Raw genomic sequence first — 15,651 nt, forward strand, 5'->3', positions numbered from 1 at the left:
AAGGACATGACATGCCCACCTTCGACACGCCCGGACCCATCCAGGCCACCATCGAGTTCGGCTCCGGCGAGGTTCGCGTCAACGCCGGCGACCGGCAGGAGACACTGGTCGAGGTGCGTCCCGCCGAGCCCGACCGGGCCGCCGACCAGCAACTGGCCCAGCAGACCGAGATCTCCTACGCCGACGGCAAGCTGCTGGTGCGGGCGCCGCGCGAGACCTCGCGCCGCTGGTCGCCGAAGAAGCCGCCGTCGGTCGTGCTGACCGTCCAGCTTCCCGCCGAGTCCGAGCTGACCGCCGACGCCTACTACGGCGCCATCCGCGTCGCCGGCAGCCTCGGCGACACCCGGGTGCACACCTCGCACGGCGACATCTCGCTGGACGAGACCGCCACCGTGCGGGCCAGCTCCGAGCACGGCGACATCATCGTCAACAAGCCGATCGGGCCCGTGGACATCGCCACCAACGGCACCGTCCGCATCGGCGACGCCGGCTCCACGATCACGATCACCGCCGGCAACGGCGACATCGTCATCGACCGCGCCCGCGCCGACGTCAAGGCCACCGCCTCGCACGGCAGCATCCGCATCGGGCGGCTGGCCGCCGGCAACGCCGTCCTGGAGGCCGGCTACGGCAGCGTCTCCGTCGGCATCCCCCGCACCACCACCGCCGACGTGGACGTGAACTCCGCGCACGGCCAGGTGCGCGACACGCTCGACACCGGCCGCGCGCCCGTCCACACCGACGCCAAGGCCGACATCTACGCCCGCACGACTTACGGAGACATCGATGTCCACTGGGCCTGACATGATCACGGTCTCCGGCCTGCAGAAGTCGTACGGCTCGCACCGCGTCCTCGACGGGGTGGACCTGCGGATCCCGGAAGGTTCGATCTTCTCCCTGCTCGGCCCGAACGGCGCGGGCAAGACCACGACGGTGCAGATCCTGTCCACGCTGATCAAGGCCAGTGCGGGCCAGGTCACCGTGGCCGGGCACGACCTGGCCACGAAGCCGGACTCGGTGCGCGCCGCCATCGGCGTCACCGGCCAGTTCTCCGCGGTGGACGGCCTGCTCACCGGCGAGGAGAACCTGCGCCTGATGGCCGACCTCCACCGCCTGGGCCGGTCCAGGGGCCGCAAGAAGGCCCGCGAGCTGCTGGAGCGCTTCGACCTCACCGCCGCTGCCCGCAAGCGGGCCTCCACCTACTCCGGCGGCATGCGGCGCCGCCTCGACCTGGCCATGACCATGGTCGGCAACCCGCGGCTCATCTTCCTCGACGAGCCCACCACCGGCCTCGACCCGCGCAGCCGCCGTTCGATGTGGGGGATCGTGCGCGAGCTGGTCTCCGAGGACAAGGTCACCATCTTCCTCACCACGCAGTACCTGGAGGAGGCCGACCAGCTCGCCGACCGCATCGCCATGCTCAACGGCGGCCGGATCGTCGCCGAGGGCACCGCGCAGGAGCTCAAGCGGCTGGTCCCCGGCGGCCACATCAGCCTGAAGTTCGCCGACTCCGCCGGCTACCAGCTCGCGCTGCGCGGCGTCGGCCCGATCTCCCGCAACGACGAGGCGCTGACCCTTCTCGTCCCCAACAGCGGCGGCACCACGACCCTGCGCGGCCTGACCGAATGGCTCGACAACAACGCGATCAAGGTCGAGGAGCTGTCGGTGCACACCCCCGACCTCGACGACGTCTTCCTCGCCCTCACGGAGTCCCGATGATTCGCGCGCTGACCGACTCGGCGACCATGCTGCGCCGCCAGCTGCGGCACATCTGGCGCTACCCGGCCCTGACCCTGACCGCGGCCGGCGTCCCGGTCATCTTCCTGCTGCTGTTCGTCTACGTCTTCGGCGGCACGATGGGCATCGGCATCGAGAACGGCGCCGGCGACCCGCGCACCGCCTACGCCAACTACCTCGCGCCCGGCATCATCCTGATGACCATCGTCGCGCAGGCCCAGGGCACCGCCATCTCGGTGGCCACCGACATGACCGACGGCATCGTGGCCCGGTTCAAGACCATGGCCATCGCCCGGGTCTCCGTGCTGACCGGGCACGTGATCGGCAGCCTCATCCAGACCATGATCGCGATCGTCGCGGTCATCGCGGCCGCCCTGCTCGTCGGCTTCCGGCCGAACGCGGGCGTCGTCGAGTGGGTGGGCGTCTTCGGCGTGCTGGCGATGGTCGGCTTCGCGTTCACCTGGTTCGCCACGGCGCTCGGCATGGTCACCGACGACGTGACCGCCGCCAGCAACCTGCCCATGCCGCTGCTCCTCCTGCCCTTCCTCGGCAGCGGTTTCGTCCCCACCGAGTCGATGCCCTCGGCCGTGCGCTGGTTCGCCGAGAACCAGCCCCTCACCCCCGTCACCGAGACCCTGCGCGCCCTGCTGAACGGCACGCCGGTCGGCGACAGCCTCCTGCACTCGGCCATCTGGAGCGCCGTCATCGCCCTGCTCGGCTACCTGTGGGCCAAGAGGCTCTACAACCGCGACCCCGGAAAGTGAAGACCATGAAGATCACTCTCAACGAGGACAAGTGCATCGGCGGCGGTCAGTGCGTCCTGGTCGCGCCGGAGATCTTCGACCAGCGTGAAGAGGACGGCATCGGCATCGTCCTCGACGCCGAGCCCCCGGCCGATCAGCACCGCGCGGTGCGCGACGCGGCGCTCGTCTGCCCGGCCGCGGCCATCCAGATCCAGGACGCGGGCTGATGAACGTGCTGGTCATCGGCGCCTCGGTCGGCGGCCTGACCGTCGTGGAGGCGCTGCGTGCCAAGGGCTTCGACGGCATGATCCGGCTGGTCGGCGAGGAGCGCCACCGTCCCTACGACCGGCCGCCGCTGTCCAAGGAGGTCCTCACGGAGTCCTGGCCGATGGAGCGCACCCTGCTGCGCGGCGACGACCCGCCGGACTGCGACCTGGTGCTGGGACGCCGGGCCGTACATCTGGATCTGGGCGTGCGCGAGGTGGCTCTGGACGACGGGCGGCGCCTGCCGTACGACCGGCTGGTCATCGCGACCGGGCTGACCCCGCGGCGGCTGCCCGGCCAGCGGCTGCTGGCCGGCGTCCACACGCTGCGCACCATCGACGAGGCGATCGCGCTGCGGGCGGCCCTTCACGCCGCGACGCGGGTGGCGGTGGCCGGCGCGGGCGTGCTCGGCTGCGAGATCGCCGCCGCCGCCCGCACGCTCGGCCTGCCGGTGACGCTCGTCGATCCGGCGCAGGTGCCGATGGCCCGCCAGCTCCGCACCACGCTCGGCCGCATGGTCGGCGCGATGCACGAGAAGCAGGGCGTGGAGTTGCGCCTCGGCACGGGCGTCGCCTCCTTCCTCGGTACGGCCCGCGTCGAGGGCCTGGAGCTGACCGGCGGCGGGACCGTCCCGGCGGACCTGGTCGTGGTGACCGCCGGATCGGTCCCGGCGACCGGCTGGCTGAACGGCACCGGCCTGGGCCTGAACGACGGCGTCGAGTGCGACGCGTACGGCAGGGCCGCCCCGGACGTCTACGCGGTCGGCGACGTGGCCCGCTACCCGCACGGACGTGTGGAGAGCCGGACCAACGCCACCGAGCAGGCGCTCACCGTGGCCGCGAACATCATGGGCGAGGAGCGCCCGTTCTCCACGATCCCGTACTTCTGGAGCGACCAGTACGGCGTCAAGATCCAGGTCCACGGCACGATCGGCCCGCACGACCGGATCCGCTGGACCGACGGCGACCCAGAGCAGCCGCGCTGGGTCGCCCTGGCCGAGAACGGCGAGGCGGTCACCGCGGCCGTCGGCTGGAACCACCCCCGCGGCGCCCGCCTGGCCCGCCGGCAGGTCGGTTGAGCCTCACGCGCTCCATGCGGCCGTCGTGGCCAGGCGCTCCTCCCAGAGCTCCACGGCCTCGCGGCCCCAGTCGGCGGCGAACTCCAGCAGCTCCCGGCAGCGGGCCAGCATGGCCTCGTGCCGCCGCGGCCATTCGGGCACCTCTCCGCCGTAGGACTCGAAGAAGTACGGCAGCGCCTCCACGTGCTCCGGGTGATGCATCCGGATGATCCACTCACACCACGCCAGATCCTCCACCGGCTCGCCCCGGTGCGCCCACTCCCAGTCGAGGACGGCGGCGGTCTCGTGGGTCATCGGGTCGATGATGAGGTTGTTCGGGCCGTAGTCGCCGTGGACCAGGACACGGCCCCGGGCGGCGGGCATGGCGTGGATGGCGGCCAGCGTCCGGCCGCAGGCGGTCATGACCTCCTTGGCCATCCCCTCGTCGAGCAGGTCCTGGCCGTGGATGCCGGGGACGAACCTGGTGGTCAGGCTGGTGTCGGTGACCGACTGCACCGCGGGGACGGGCACCCGGCCGCGCAGGCGGCGCAACATCTTCCGCTCGGTGTCCAGCCGATGGGCGGCGCCCGGACCCAGATAGCACTTCACGACGAGAGCGCCGTCGCCGAACGTGCTGTTGGTGTAGCCATGCCTCACAGCAGTCGATTCTGTCGCACACGGCACACGACGCGCGCCCTAAACCCGGCTCCGGTAGACGAGGTAGGGCCGGAACAGGTAGCCGACCGGGGCCGACAGCGCGTGGACCAGCCGGGTGAACGGGAACAGCGCCACCATCACCATCCCGGCCGCCACGTGGATTTTGAACAGCAGCGGCGCGTCGGCCATGACCTCGGCGTCCGGCCGGAGCACGAAGATGCTGCGGAACCACGGCGAGACGCTGTCGCGGTACTCCGCCCCCGACAGCGTGGCGGCCAGCCCGGCCAGGATCGCCACGACCAGCGCCGCGTACATGACCTTGTCGTTGCCGGTCGTGGCGCGGAAGACCGGCCCGGTGCGCCGCCTGCGGTAGATCAGCAGGATCAGCCCGGTCAGGACGCAGAGCCCGGCCGCGCCGCCGAAGATCCGGGCCAGCAGGTGGTAGGCGTGGTCGGACAGGCCGATCGCCTCGGTCCACGAGGCCGGGATGAACAACCCGATCACGTGCCCGGCGATGACGAACAGCAGCCCGTAGTGGAACAGCGGCGAGGCGACGCGCAGCAGCCGCGACTCGTAGAGCTGCGACGAGCGGGTGGTCCAGCCGAACTTGTCGTAGCGGTAGCGCCAGACGAGCCCTCCGGCCAGCGTCAGCAGCACGAGGTAGGGCACGATCACCCAGAAGAGCGGCTCGGTGTACTTCACGCGTCCTCTTCCCCCCTCTTCGGCGGGAACAGCCCGGCGGGTTTGCCTCTGCCGTCCCAGTTGAGGAGGTTGACCCGCTCGTGCGTGCTCTCCTCGGCGGTCTGGCGTTGCTTGAGCCCGTGGAAGCTCTCGATGGACACCGGCACCGGGCGGCCCGACCCCTCGCCGAACGGCCCGCCCGCCCCCGGGCCGCCGTCGTAGTCGAGGCTGCAGCCGATCTCCTCCACCGCGCCGGGCGTGCCGCCGTAGGCGGACGGGATCACGTAGCGCTCGTCGTAGTGGGCCAGCGCCAGCAGCCGGTACATGTCGTGGACGTCGTCCGGGCGCATCCCGGTCTCCGGCGGCTGCTCGCCCAGGTTGACCGCGCGCATGTGGGAGCGCATCCCCGCCAGCCGCCGCAGCGCCGCGGAGACCGGCGCCGGGTCGCCCGCGGTGAACAACTCCGCCAGGTACGCGACCGGGATGCGCAGCGCCTCGATCGCGGCGAACAGGTTGCCGGCGTCCTCGCCGTCGTGCCCGGTGCCGGCCAGCGCGTCCACGACCGGTGACAACGGCGGCACGTACCAGACCATCGGCAGCGTGCGGTACTCCGGGTGCAGCGGCAGCGCGACCCGGTGGCGCACGATCAGCTCGCGCACCGGCGACCGGCGGGCCGCCTCGATCCAGTCGGCGGGCAGCCCGGAGGCGGCCACGGCCGGGTCGTCCGGATCGACGAACACCGACAACTGCGCCTCGTACAGGTCCTTGTCGTCGGCCGTCGCGGCCACCTCGCCCACCCGGTCGGCGTCGTACAGCATGACCCCGAGGTAGCGCAGCCGGCCCACGCACGTCTCCGAGCAGACGGTCGGCAGCCCCACCTCGACCCGCGGGTAGCAGAACGTGCACTTCTCGGCCTTGCCGGTGCGGTGGTTGAAGTACACCTTCTTGTACGGGCAGCCGGTCACGCACATCCGCCAGCCGCGGCAGCGATCCTGGTCCACCAGCACGATCCCGTCCTCCTCCCGCTTATACAGGGCGCCGGACGGGCAGGAGGCCACGCAGGCCGGGTTGAGGCAGTGCTCGCAGATGCGCGGCAGGTAGAACATGAACGCCTGCTCGAACGCCAGCTTCACCTGGTCGCCGACCTTCTGCAGCACCGGGTCGGGCGACGGGTCGCCGCCGAGGTCGTCGTCCCAGTTGGCGCTCCAGCGGATGGCCGTCGGCTCGCCGCTGATCAGCGAGCGCGGCCGGGCGACCGGCACGTCGTCGGAGAGCGGGGCGCGGGTGAGGTTCTCGTAGTCGTAGGTCCAGGGCTCGTAGTAGTCCTGGATGGTGGGCATGAGCGGGTTGGCGAAGATGCCGAGAAGCTTGCGCAGCCTGCCGCCCGCCCTGAGGCGCAGCCTGCCCTTGGCGTCCACCTGCCAGCCGCCGCGCCAGCGGTCCTGGTCCTCGTAGCGGCGCGGGTATCCCTGGCCGGGGCGGGTCTCGACGTTGTTGAACCACGCGTACTCGACGCCGGGCCGGTTGGTCCACGTCTGCTTGCAGGTCACCGAGCAGGTGTGGCAGCCGATGCACTTGTCCAGGTTCATCACCATGGCGAGCTGGGCCATCACGCGCATCAGTACGTCACCTCCTGCGTGCGCCGCCGGATCACGGTGATCTCGTCGCGCTGGTTGCCCGTGGGGCCGAGGTAGTTGAAGGAGTACGACAGCTGGGCGTAGCCGCCGATCATGTGGGTGGGCTTGATCAGCACCCGGGTGAGCGCGTTGTGGATGCCGCCCCGCCGGCCGTTCGCCTCGGATTTGGGCACGTCGATCACCCGGTCCTGGGCGTGGTACATGTACACGGTCCCGTCGGGCATCCGGTGGGAGACCACCGCCCTGGCCACCACGATCCCGTTGCGGTTGACGGCCTCGACCCAGTCGTTGTCGGCCACGCCGATCCTGGCCGCGTCCGCCACCGACATCCAGATCGTCGGGCCGCCGCGCGACAGCGAGAGCATGAGCAGGTTGTCCTGGTACTCGGAGTGGATGGACCACTTCGAGTGGGGCGTCAGATAGCGCACCACCAGCATGTCCTTCTCCTGCCCCTCGCCGAACAGGGCCGCCATGTCCAGCGGCGGCCGGTAGATCGGCAGCGCCTCGCCGTACTCGTGCATCCAGTCGTGATCGAGGAAGAAGTGCATGCGCCCGGTGAGCGTGTGCCACGGCTTGTGGTGCTCGACGTTGATGGTGAAGGGCGAGTAGCGCCGGTCGTGCGCCTCCTTGCCCGACCACTCCGGGCTGGAGGCGACGTGGACCGGCCGGAACTGGGTGTCGGCGAAGACGATGCGGTGGTCGGTGTGGATCAGCTCGCCGAAGTCGGTGCCGGTCCGCTCGGCCAGTTGCGCGAAGCCCTGCGCGGCCAGCCGGCCGTTGCTGACGCCCGACAGCGCCAGGATCGTCTCGCACGCCTTCGCCTCGGTGTCGAGCATCGGCCGCCCCTTGGCCACCCCGCGCGGCACCAGCCCGCAGCGCTCGCCGAGCCAGCGCACCTCCTCGTCGGGCGTGAACACCACGCCTTTGACGGCCAGCCCCTTGCGCTCGGCCAGCGGGCCCAGCGCGCCCATCTTCTCGGCGATCGCGCCGTAGTCGCGCTCGACCACGGCGAGCTGGGGCACGGGCCGATCGGGCGCGCGGCCGCCGGGGCAGGCCAGTTCGCCGGGCGTGTCGTGCTGGTACGGCAGCGCCACGACGTCCTTCCTGACCCCGAGATGCTCCTTGGCCAGCGTGCTGAAGGCGCGGGCGACGGCGTGGAAGGCGTGGAAGTCGCTCTTGGTCTCCCAGGGCGGCGCGATGGCCGGGTTGAACGCGTGCACGAACGGGTGCATGTCCGTCGAGGACAGGTCGTGCTTCTCGTACCAGGTCGCGGCGGGCAGCACGATGTCGGAGAAGAGCGTGGAGGAGGTCATCCGGAAGTCCAGCGTCAGCAGCAGGTCGAGCTTGCCGCGTGGCGCCCGCTCGTCCGGCGCCGGCAGGTTGGACCCGGCGCCGAGCAGGTGGTGCAGGAAGTACTCGTTGCCCTTGGCGCTGGAGCCGAGCAGGTTGGAGCGCCACAACGTGAGCACGCGCGGCCAGTTGCGCGGGTCGTCCGGGTCTTGCGCCGCGTGCCTGAGGGTGCCGTTCTCCAGCGCCTCCCGGGTGGCCTCGACCGGATCCTCCGCCTCACCCAGCTCCAGCGGGTTGCGGTCGAACGCGGGCGCCATCGGCATCCAGCCGTTCCGGACCGCCTCGGCCACCAGGTCGGCGGTGTGCCTGCCGCGGAAGACGCCGGGGCCGAGCGGGGAGCTCAGCTCGCCGGCGTCGAAGCGGTCGTAGCGCCACTGATCGGTGTGCAGGTAGAAGAACGGCGTGCCCGGCGTCTGCCGGGGCGGGCGGCTCCAGTCCAGGCCGAAGGCGAGCTGGGCCCAGCCGGTCTGCGGGCGGCACTTCTCCTGGCCCACGTAGTGCGCCCAGCCGCCGCCGTTGCGGCCCTGGCAGCCGGTCAGCATGAGCAGCGCCAGGAAGGCCCGGTAGATCGTGTCTCCGTGGAACCACTGGGTGGTGCCCGCCCCCAGGATGATCATGCACCGGCCCTGGGTCTGCTCCGCCGTACGGGCGAACTCCCTGACGATCCTGACGGCGCGCTCGGCGGGGACGCCCGTGATCGGCTCCTGCCAGGCCGGCGTGTACGGCTGCGCCGCGTCGTCGTAGCTCGCGCCCACGCCGTACTGGGCGAGCATGAGGTGGAAGACGGTGGTGACCAGATGGCCGCCGATCCGCTTGGCCGGGACGGCGCGGGTGAGCACCCCGTCGGCGTCGAAGCGGGGCAGCCGGATCTCCACCGGCTCCGCGTCCTCCAGGGTGAGCCGGGGGACGGTGTCCAGTTCGAGGTTCCATCTGCCCGTGCCGGATTCCGTCCAGCGGAAGCCCGCCGAGCCGTTCGGCACCACGGGCTCGCCGTCCGCGCCGAGGACGACCGTCTTCCACTCGGCCGCCTCCCCGGTGTCGCCGAGATCGGCGGCGGTCAGGAACTTGTCGGGCAGGTAGGCGCCGTCGTGTTCGCGGAGCCGTACCAGGAACGGGAGGTCCGTATATTTCCTGACATAGTCCTGGAAGTAGGGCACCTGGCGGTCGACGAAGCACTCCTTCAGCAGCACGTGGCCCATCGCCATGGCCAGGGCGCCGTCGGTGCCCGGGTTGATCGCGAGGAACTCGTCGGCGAACTTGGCGGCGTCGTTGTAGTCCGGGGCGATGACCACGACCTTCTGGCCCCGGTAGCGGGCCTCGGCCATCCAGTGGGCATCGGGGGTGCGGGTGACCGGGACGTTGGCGCCCCAGAGCATCAGGTAGGCGGCGTCCCACCAGTCGGCCGACTCCGGGACGTCGGTCTGGTCGCCGAACACCTGGGGGGATGCGACGGGCAGGTCGGCGTACCAGTCGTAGAAGCTGAGCATGGTGCCGCCGATCAGCGAGATGAACCGGGAGCCGATCGCGTGGGAGACCATGGACATGGCGGGGATGGGTGAGAAGCCGGCGACGCGGTCGGGGCCGTAGGTTTTGATGGTGTGGACGTGGGCGGCGGCGATCATCTCGGTGGCCAGGTCCCAGGTGATGCGGACGAGGCCGCCGTGGCCGCGGGCGCTTTGGTAGATCTCCCGTTTTTCCGGATTTGTCGTGACTTCGGCCCAGGCTTCTACTGGATTTTTGCCGGTTTTTCGGGCTTCGCCGTACATCTCGACCAGGACACCGCGGGCGTACGGGTAGCGGATGCGGGTCGGTGAGTAGGTGTACCAGGAGAAGGCCGCGCCGCGCGGGCAGCCGCGCGGCTCGTACTCGGGGCGGTCGGGGCCGACGCCGGGGTAGTCGGTCTGCTGCGTCTCCCACGTGATGATGCCGTCCTTGACGTAGACCTTCCACGAGCACGAGCCGGTGCAGTTCACGCCGTGGGTGGAGCGGACGACCTTGTCGTGGCTCCAGCGGTCCCGGTAGTAGGCGTCGCCCTCCCGCCCGCCGGACAGATAGACCGTCCGCAGGTCCGGGCCCGTGTCCGCCCTGCGGAAGAAACGGCCGGTCTTCAGGAGGAAGTCATCCGCCTCGCTCATACCCCCACTTCATCACACTGTGTGGCGATCTGTTACACAGGGTGTCATGCGTGTGCGGAACCTGGTGCTCGCGACCGCCGCCTTCGCCGTCACCTTCTGGGCGTGGAACCTCATCGGCCCGCTGTCCGGCAGCTACAGCAAGGCGTTGCACCTGTCGCCGACCCAGACGTCGATGCTGGTCGCCATCCCGGTGCTGGTCGGCTCGCTGGGGCGGATCCCGGCGGGGGTGCTGGCCGACCGGTTCGGCGGGCGGCTGATGCTGGCGATCGTCTGCTTCGTCTCGATCGTGCCGGTGTTGTGCGTCGGCTGGGCGGGCTCCTACGGGTGGCTGTTGTTCTGGGGGTTCCTGCTGGGCATTCCGGGCACGTCGTTTGCGATCGGGATCCCGTTCGTCAACGCCTGGTACGAGCCGGCGCGGCGGGGGTTCGCGACCGGGGTGTTCGGGGCGGGGATGGGCGGCACCGCCTTGTCCGCATTTTTCACGCCACGGCTGGTCGAATCATTCGGGCGGCCCACCACGCACGTCATCATGGCGGCGGCGCTTACGGTCACGGGCGTCATCGTGCTGGCCCTCGGCCGGAACGCGCCCGGCTGGACGCCGTCCGCCGAGCCCGCGCTGCCCAGGATGAAGGACGCGCTCAAGATCAAGGCCACCTGGCAGTGCGCCTTCCTGTACGCGGTGGCCTTCGGCGGGTTCGTCGCCTTCTCCACCTACCTGCCCACGCTGCTGCAGAACGTCTACGCCTTCGCCCAGACCGAGGCCGGCCTGCGTACCGCCGGGTTCTCCATCGCCGCCGTGATCGCCCGCCCGCTCGGCGGCATCTTCTCCGACCGGATCGGGCCGATCCGCGTGCTGACGATCTCCTTCGCCGGAGCGCTCGTCATGGCCCTCGTCCTCGCGCTGAAGCCGCCGCTGGAGATCCCCGCCGGGGCGAGCTTCGTGCTCATGGCCTTCTTCCTCGGCCTCGGCACCGGCGGCGTCTTCGCGCTCGTCGCCCGGCTCGTCGAGGCCCCGCGCGTCGGCACCGTCACCGGGCTCGTCGGCGCCGCAGGCGGCCTCGGCGGGTACTTCCCGCCGCTGGTCATGGGCGCCGTCTACACCGCGACCGGGGCCTACACGATCGGCTACCTGCTGCTCGCGCTGACCGCCCTGGTCGCCGTGACGTACACGGTCCGCGCCTTCGGAAAATGATTTGCCTGGTCAAGATGACTTTTGACAGCCTTGACGGGCTATGCGTTCCCTGCCTGAAGCCGATCCCGGCACCCCTGACATACGCACGCCCTTCCGTTACCTGCTGTGGAACGCGCGGCGGCAGAAGTCCGCGCTCGCCGCGGGCATCGGCTTCGCCACCCTCTGGTGGCTCGGCCAGGCCCTCGTCCCCGCCGTCCTGGGAAAGGGCATCGACGCCCTCACCGCCAAGAACACCCGCGACCTGCTCATCTGGTCGGCGATCCTGCTCGGCCTCGGCCTCCTCCAGGCATTCGCCGGCATCATGCGCCACCGCTTCGCCGTCACCAACTGGCTGGCCGCCGCCTACCGGACCGTCCAGGTCACCGCCCGCCACGCCGCCCGCCTCGGCGCCACGCTGCCCAAGCGGCTGTCCACCGGCGAGGTGGTCAGCGTCGGCAACTCCGACATCGCGCACATCGGCGGCTCGATGGACATCCTGTTGCGCGGCACCGGCTCCATCGTGGCGATCATCACCGTCACCGTCTACCTGATCTCCGCCTCGCTGCCGCTCGGCCTGCTCGTGCTCTTCGGCGTCCCGCTCATGGCCGTCGCCGTCGGCCCGCTGCTCAAGCCCCTGCACAAGCGCCAGAAGACCCACCGCAACCTGCTCGGCGAGCTGTCCACCCGCTCCGCCGACATCGTCTCCGGCCTGCGCGTACTGCGCGGCATCGGCGGCGAGCAGGTCTTCGCCGAGCGCTACCGGGAGGAGTCACAGCGCGTGCGCCACGCCGGCGTGCGCGTGGCCGGCATCGAGTCGCTGCTCGAAGGCGCCCAGATCTTCCTGCCCGGCCTGCTCATCGCCGTCGTCACCGGCATCGGCGCCTCCTTCGCGCTGGGCGGCCAGATCAGCCCCGGCCAGCTCGTCGCCTTCTACGGCTACGCCGTCTTCCTCATCGGCCCCATGCGCACCCTCACCGAGGCCGCCGACAAGCTGACCAAGGGCCACGTGGCCGCCCGCCGCGTCATCCGCATCCTGGGCATGGAACCCGAGGTGAGCGGCGGCGCCGGCACCACCGACGGTGGCGTCCTGCGCGACTCCTACAGCGGCGTCACGCTTCAGCCCGGCGCCGTGACCGCGCTGGCCGCCGCCACTCCGGAGGAGGCCATCGACATCGCCGACCGCCTCGGCCGCTACGTGCCGGGCGACGTCACCTTCGGCGGCGTCGACCTGGCCGACCTGCCCATCCCCGAGGTGCGCGAGCGCATCCTGGTCGCCGACAACGGCGCCCGGCTGTTCTCCGGCCGCCTGCGCGACGAACTCGACGTGCGCGGCAACGCCAGCCACGACGAGGTACGGCAGGCACTGCGCACCGCCTGCGCGGAGGACATCGTGGACGCCCTGCCCGACGGCCTCGACACCGTGGTCGCCGAGAGCGGCCGTGAGTTCTCCGGCGGCCAGCAGCAGCGGCTGCGCCTGGCCCGCGCCCTGCTGGCCGACCCCGAGGTGCTCATCCTCGTCGAGCCCACCAGTGCCGTGGACGCCCACAGCGAGGCCCGCATCGCCGACCGGCTGGCCAAGGCCCGCGCCGGCCGTACCACGCTGATCTGCACGAGCAGCCCGCTCGTGCTCGACCGGACCGACCACGTCGTCTACGTCGAGGGCGGCCGCGTCCTCGCCGAAGGCCCGCACCGCGAGCTGCTGGCCACCTCCGCCGCCTACGCCGGAACCGTCACGAGAGGGGAGGACTAGAGATGGCCCGCGAGATCCTTCCGGTCGCGGACGAGAAACAGGTTCGCGCCTATGCCCGCCGGCTCACGCTCAAGTACCCGCGCGAGCTGACGGTCGCCCTGGGACTGCACGGCCTGGCCGCCGTCGCCGGCCTCGCCGTACCGTGGCAGCTCGGCCGGCTCGTGCAGAACGTGCAGGACGGCGTCGACGTCAACGTCTGGCTGGTCGGTGCGGCCATCGGCGGCTTCCTGCTGATGCAGGCGCTGCTGGTGCGCTTCGCCGTCCTCGCCTCCTCCCGGCTGGGCGAGCGGGTGCTGGCCGAGCTGCGCGAGGAGTTCGTCGACCGGGTGCTCGGCCTGCCGCTGTCCACCGTGGAACGCGCCGGATCCGGTGACCTCATCACCCGGACCTCACGGGACGTCGACTCGCTGTCCAGGACCGTGCGGCACGCCGTACCCGAGACCCTGATCGCGGCCGTCACCTTCGTGATCACACTCGGCGCGCTGATCCTGGTCGGGCCGCTGCTCATGCTGCCGATGCTGATCGCCGTCCCCATCCTGTGGATCGCCACGCGCTGGTACCTCAGGCGGGCCCGCGACGGCTACCTGCGGGAGAACGCCGCATACGCCGACATGACCGAAGGGCTGACCGAAACCGTCGAAGGCGCCCGGGCCGTCGAGGCCCTCGGCCTGCAGGCCCGCCGGGCCGAGCGTACCGACCGCGACATCTCCGCCTCGTACGCCGCGGAACGGTACACCCTCGGCCTGCGCACCGTCTGGTTCCCCTCCGTGGAACTCGGCTACGTGCTGCCGGTCGTGGCCAGCCTCCTGTTCGGCGGCCTGTTCTACGTCAACGGCTGGGTCGAGCTGTTCCAGGTCACCGCCGGCATGCTCTACGCCCAGCAGCTCATCGACCCGCTGGACCGCTTCCTCATGTGGATCGACGAGCTGCAGGTCGGCGGGGCAGCCATGTCCCGCCTGCTGGGAGTGGCCAACGTCCCCGACGACCGCGCCGCCACCGGCGCCCGGCCCGCCGGGGAACGGCTGGAGGCGGCCGACGTCCGGTACGCCTACCGGGCCGGCCGCGACGTCCTGCACGGCGTCACCCTGACCGTGGCGCCCGGCGAGCGCCTGGCCATGGTCGGGCCGTCCGGCGCGGGCAAGTCCACGCTCGGCCGCCTCCTGGCCGGCATCCACGGCCCGCGCACCGGCTCGGTCACCGTGGGCGACGTCCCCCTGGTGGACCTGCCCCTGGACGACCTACGCGGGCACGTCGCCCTGGTCACCCAGGAACACCACGTCTTCAAGGGGACCCTCCGCGACAACCTGCTCATCGCCCGCCCCGACGCCACCGACGATCAGGTACGGCAGGCGCTGACGGCCGTGGACGCGCTCGACTGGGTGTCGGCCCTGGACGACGGGCTGGAGACCCAGGTGGGATCCGGCGGGCTCAGCGTGTCACCGGCGCAGGCCCAGCAGCTCGCGCTGGCCCGGCTGGTGCTCGCCGACCCGCACACGCTGGTGCTCGACGAGGCCACGTCCCTGATCGACCCGCGGGCGGCCAGGCATCTGGAGCGGTCGCTGGCCGCCGTGCTGGAAGGGCGCACCGTGATCGCCATCGCCCACCGGCTCTACACGGCCCACGACGCCGACCGGGTGGCGGTGGTGGAGGACGGTGTCATCAGCGAGCTGGGCAGCCATGACGAGCTGGTCGCCCAGGGCGGCTCCTACGCGGCCCTGTGGTCGAGCTGGCACGGAAGCCCGGCGCCACGCTGACCCTGTTCGACGTGGAGAACCCCGCTCCGGTGTGCGGAGCGGGGCTCTTTCCCACGTGGCCTCAGGCGTCCCCGCGCAGGCGGTAGGCGACCACGGAGAGCCAGACCAGGGCGGAGGTGACGCCGGCCGCCAGGGTCACGGAACCCATCCGGCCGCCGCTCATGGCCCAGCCGTCGCCCAGGATCACCGCCACACCCGCCAGCCGGGAGACGACCGCGGCCGTGCGGTCACCGGCGCGGCTGAAGTAGCGCCCCAGGACGAACCCGGCGGCCGCCAGCGCGATGAACGCGACCGACCCGCTCGCCATGTGGGCGATCGCGTGCCAGCTCATGCCCGCCGGAGGGCCGGCCGGGGTGCCGGCGGGGAAGCCGTCACCCGGGTCCATCGTGAACACCCCGGCCGCGATCATCCCGGCGCCCACGATCCCGGCCAGGCGCGGGGTCCAGGTGCCGCCGGGCCTGCCGTACATGGCACCGCGCAGACCGAACGCGCCCACGATGAACAACACGCCCACGGTCGCGAAGTTGGCGATCTGGATCCAGCCGAGGCCGCCGGTGGCGAGCTGGCTGAGGGGGTGGCGGGTGAGGTCGAAGCCCTCGCGGGTGAGGACCTGGGCCAGGCAGACGACCACCCACACGGGCGCGGCGAGGGCCGCGGCGGTCAGGAGGGGGCGGGTGGAGGCGGTGGTGGTGGTGTTCATGGTCCGGGTTCCTTT

At 71.4% G+C, this 15,651-nt stretch carries 13 protein-coding genes; 8 read left to right on the top strand and 5 right to left on the bottom strand.

Translation table 11 applies throughout. The features are described from left to right. The first annotated feature begins 11 nt into the window (after window positions 1–11). Genes FVE25_RS25120 through FVE25_RS25140 form a run of 5 tightly spaced genes read left to right on the top strand, consistent with a single transcriptional unit; the run spans window position 12 to window position 3,822 of the window. Window positions 12–803: a DUF4097 family beta strand repeat-containing protein gene (locus FVE25_RS25120; protein WP_157249483.1), complete on the top strand. Its 792-nt coding sequence runs from the start codon at window positions 12–14 to the stop codon at window positions 801–803. Next, window positions 787–1,719, top strand: a complete 933-nt coding sequence (locus tag FVE25_RS25125) for an ATP-binding cassette domain-containing protein (RefSeq protein ID WP_157249484.1) — start codon at window positions 787–789, stop codon at window positions 1,717–1,719. The genes FVE25_RS25120 and FVE25_RS25125 overlap by 17 nt, the downstream gene beginning before the upstream one ends. Continuing rightward, window positions 1,716–2,501 (top strand): ABC transporter permease, encoded by a 786-nt coding sequence (locus FVE25_RS25130; RefSeq protein ID WP_157249485.1) that lies wholly within the window; start codon window positions 1,716–1,718, stop codon window positions 2,499–2,501. Before FVE25_RS25125 ends, FVE25_RS25130 begins: the two co-directional genes overlap by 4 nt. 5 nt (window positions 2,502–2,506) lie before the next feature. Continuing rightward, on the top strand, window positions 2,507–2,707 hold the full coding sequence (locus FVE25_RS25135; RefSeq protein ID WP_157249486.1) for a ferredoxin: 201 nt from the start codon (window positions 2,507–2,509) through the stop codon (window positions 2,705–2,707). Continuing rightward, complete coding sequence (locus FVE25_RS25140; protein WP_157249487.1) at window positions 2,707–3,822, top strand: NAD(P)/FAD-dependent oxidoreductase; 1,116 nt, start codon at window positions 2,707–2,709, stop codon at window positions 3,820–3,822. Before FVE25_RS25135 ends, FVE25_RS25140 begins: the two co-directional genes overlap by 1 nt. Window positions 3,823–3,825: 3 nt before the next feature. Here FVE25_RS25140 and FVE25_RS25145 read toward each other — a convergent pair whose 3' ends face one another. Genes FVE25_RS25145 through FVE25_RS25160 form a run of 4 tightly spaced genes read right to left on the bottom strand, consistent with a single transcriptional unit; the run spans window position 3,826 to window position 10,261 of the window. Next, the gene (locus FVE25_RS25145; protein ID WP_157249488.1) at window positions 3,826–4,458 is read right to left on the bottom strand and encodes a phosphotransferase family protein; all 633 of its coding nucleotides are present in this window, start codon (window positions 4,456–4,458) and stop codon (window positions 3,826–3,828) included. Window positions 4,459–4,497: 39 nt separating this feature from the next. After that, window positions 4,498–5,160, bottom strand: coding sequence for a respiratory nitrate reductase subunit gamma (narI, locus tag FVE25_RS25150; RefSeq protein ID WP_157249489.1), 663 nt, complete (start codon window positions 5,158–5,160; stop codon window positions 4,498–4,500). Further along, entirely contained in the window at window positions 5,157–6,758 is a 1,602-nt protein-coding gene (narH, locus tag FVE25_RS25155; RefSeq protein ID WP_157249490.1) for a nitrate reductase subunit beta, read from the bottom strand. Before narH ends, narI begins: the two co-directional genes overlap by 4 nt. Then, window positions 6,758–10,261 carry a nitrate reductase subunit alpha gene (locus FVE25_RS25160; RefSeq protein ID WP_157249491.1) on the bottom strand — a complete coding sequence of 1,168 codons (3,504 nt, stop codon included), beginning with the start codon at window positions 10,259–10,261 and terminating at the stop codon, window positions 6,758–6,760. The genes narH and FVE25_RS25160 overlap by 1 nt, the downstream gene beginning before the upstream one ends. 46 nt (window positions 10,262–10,307) lie before the next feature. Between FVE25_RS25160 and FVE25_RS25165 the strand changes: the two genes are divergently transcribed. The 3 genes from FVE25_RS25165 to FVE25_RS25175 are packed head-to-tail and all read left to right on the top strand — an operon-like array spanning window position 10,308 to window position 14,936. Continuing rightward, window positions 10,308–11,453, top strand: a complete 1,146-nt coding sequence (locus FVE25_RS25165; RefSeq protein WP_157249492.1) for an MFS transporter — start codon at window positions 10,308–10,310, stop codon at window positions 11,451–11,453. 40 nt (window positions 11,454–11,493) lie between these two features. Further along, a complete protein-coding gene (locus FVE25_RS25170) occupies window positions 11,494–13,182 on the top strand; it encodes an ABC transporter ATP-binding protein (protein WP_157249493.1) in 1,689 nt (562 codons plus the stop codon). 2 nt (window positions 13,183–13,184) lie between these two features. Beyond that, window positions 13,185–14,936 (top strand): ABC transporter ATP-binding protein, encoded by a 1,752-nt coding sequence (locus FVE25_RS25175; protein ID WP_157249494.1) that lies wholly within the window; start codon window positions 13,185–13,187, stop codon window positions 14,934–14,936. A 61-nt stretch (window positions 14,937–14,997) separates the two neighbouring features. Here FVE25_RS25175 and FVE25_RS25180 read toward each other — a convergent pair whose 3' ends face one another. Further along, entirely contained in the window at window positions 14,998–15,636 is a 639-nt protein-coding gene (locus FVE25_RS25180) for a DUF998 domain-containing protein (protein WP_157249495.1), read from the bottom strand. Window positions 15,637–15,651: the final 15 nt, after the last annotated feature.

Origin of the sequence: Nonomuraea typhae, from assembly GCF_009760925.1 — a bacterium.
Taxonomy (GTDB): domain Bacteria; phylum Actinomycetota; class Actinomycetes; order Streptosporangiales; family Streptosporangiaceae; genus Nonomuraea; species Nonomuraea typhae.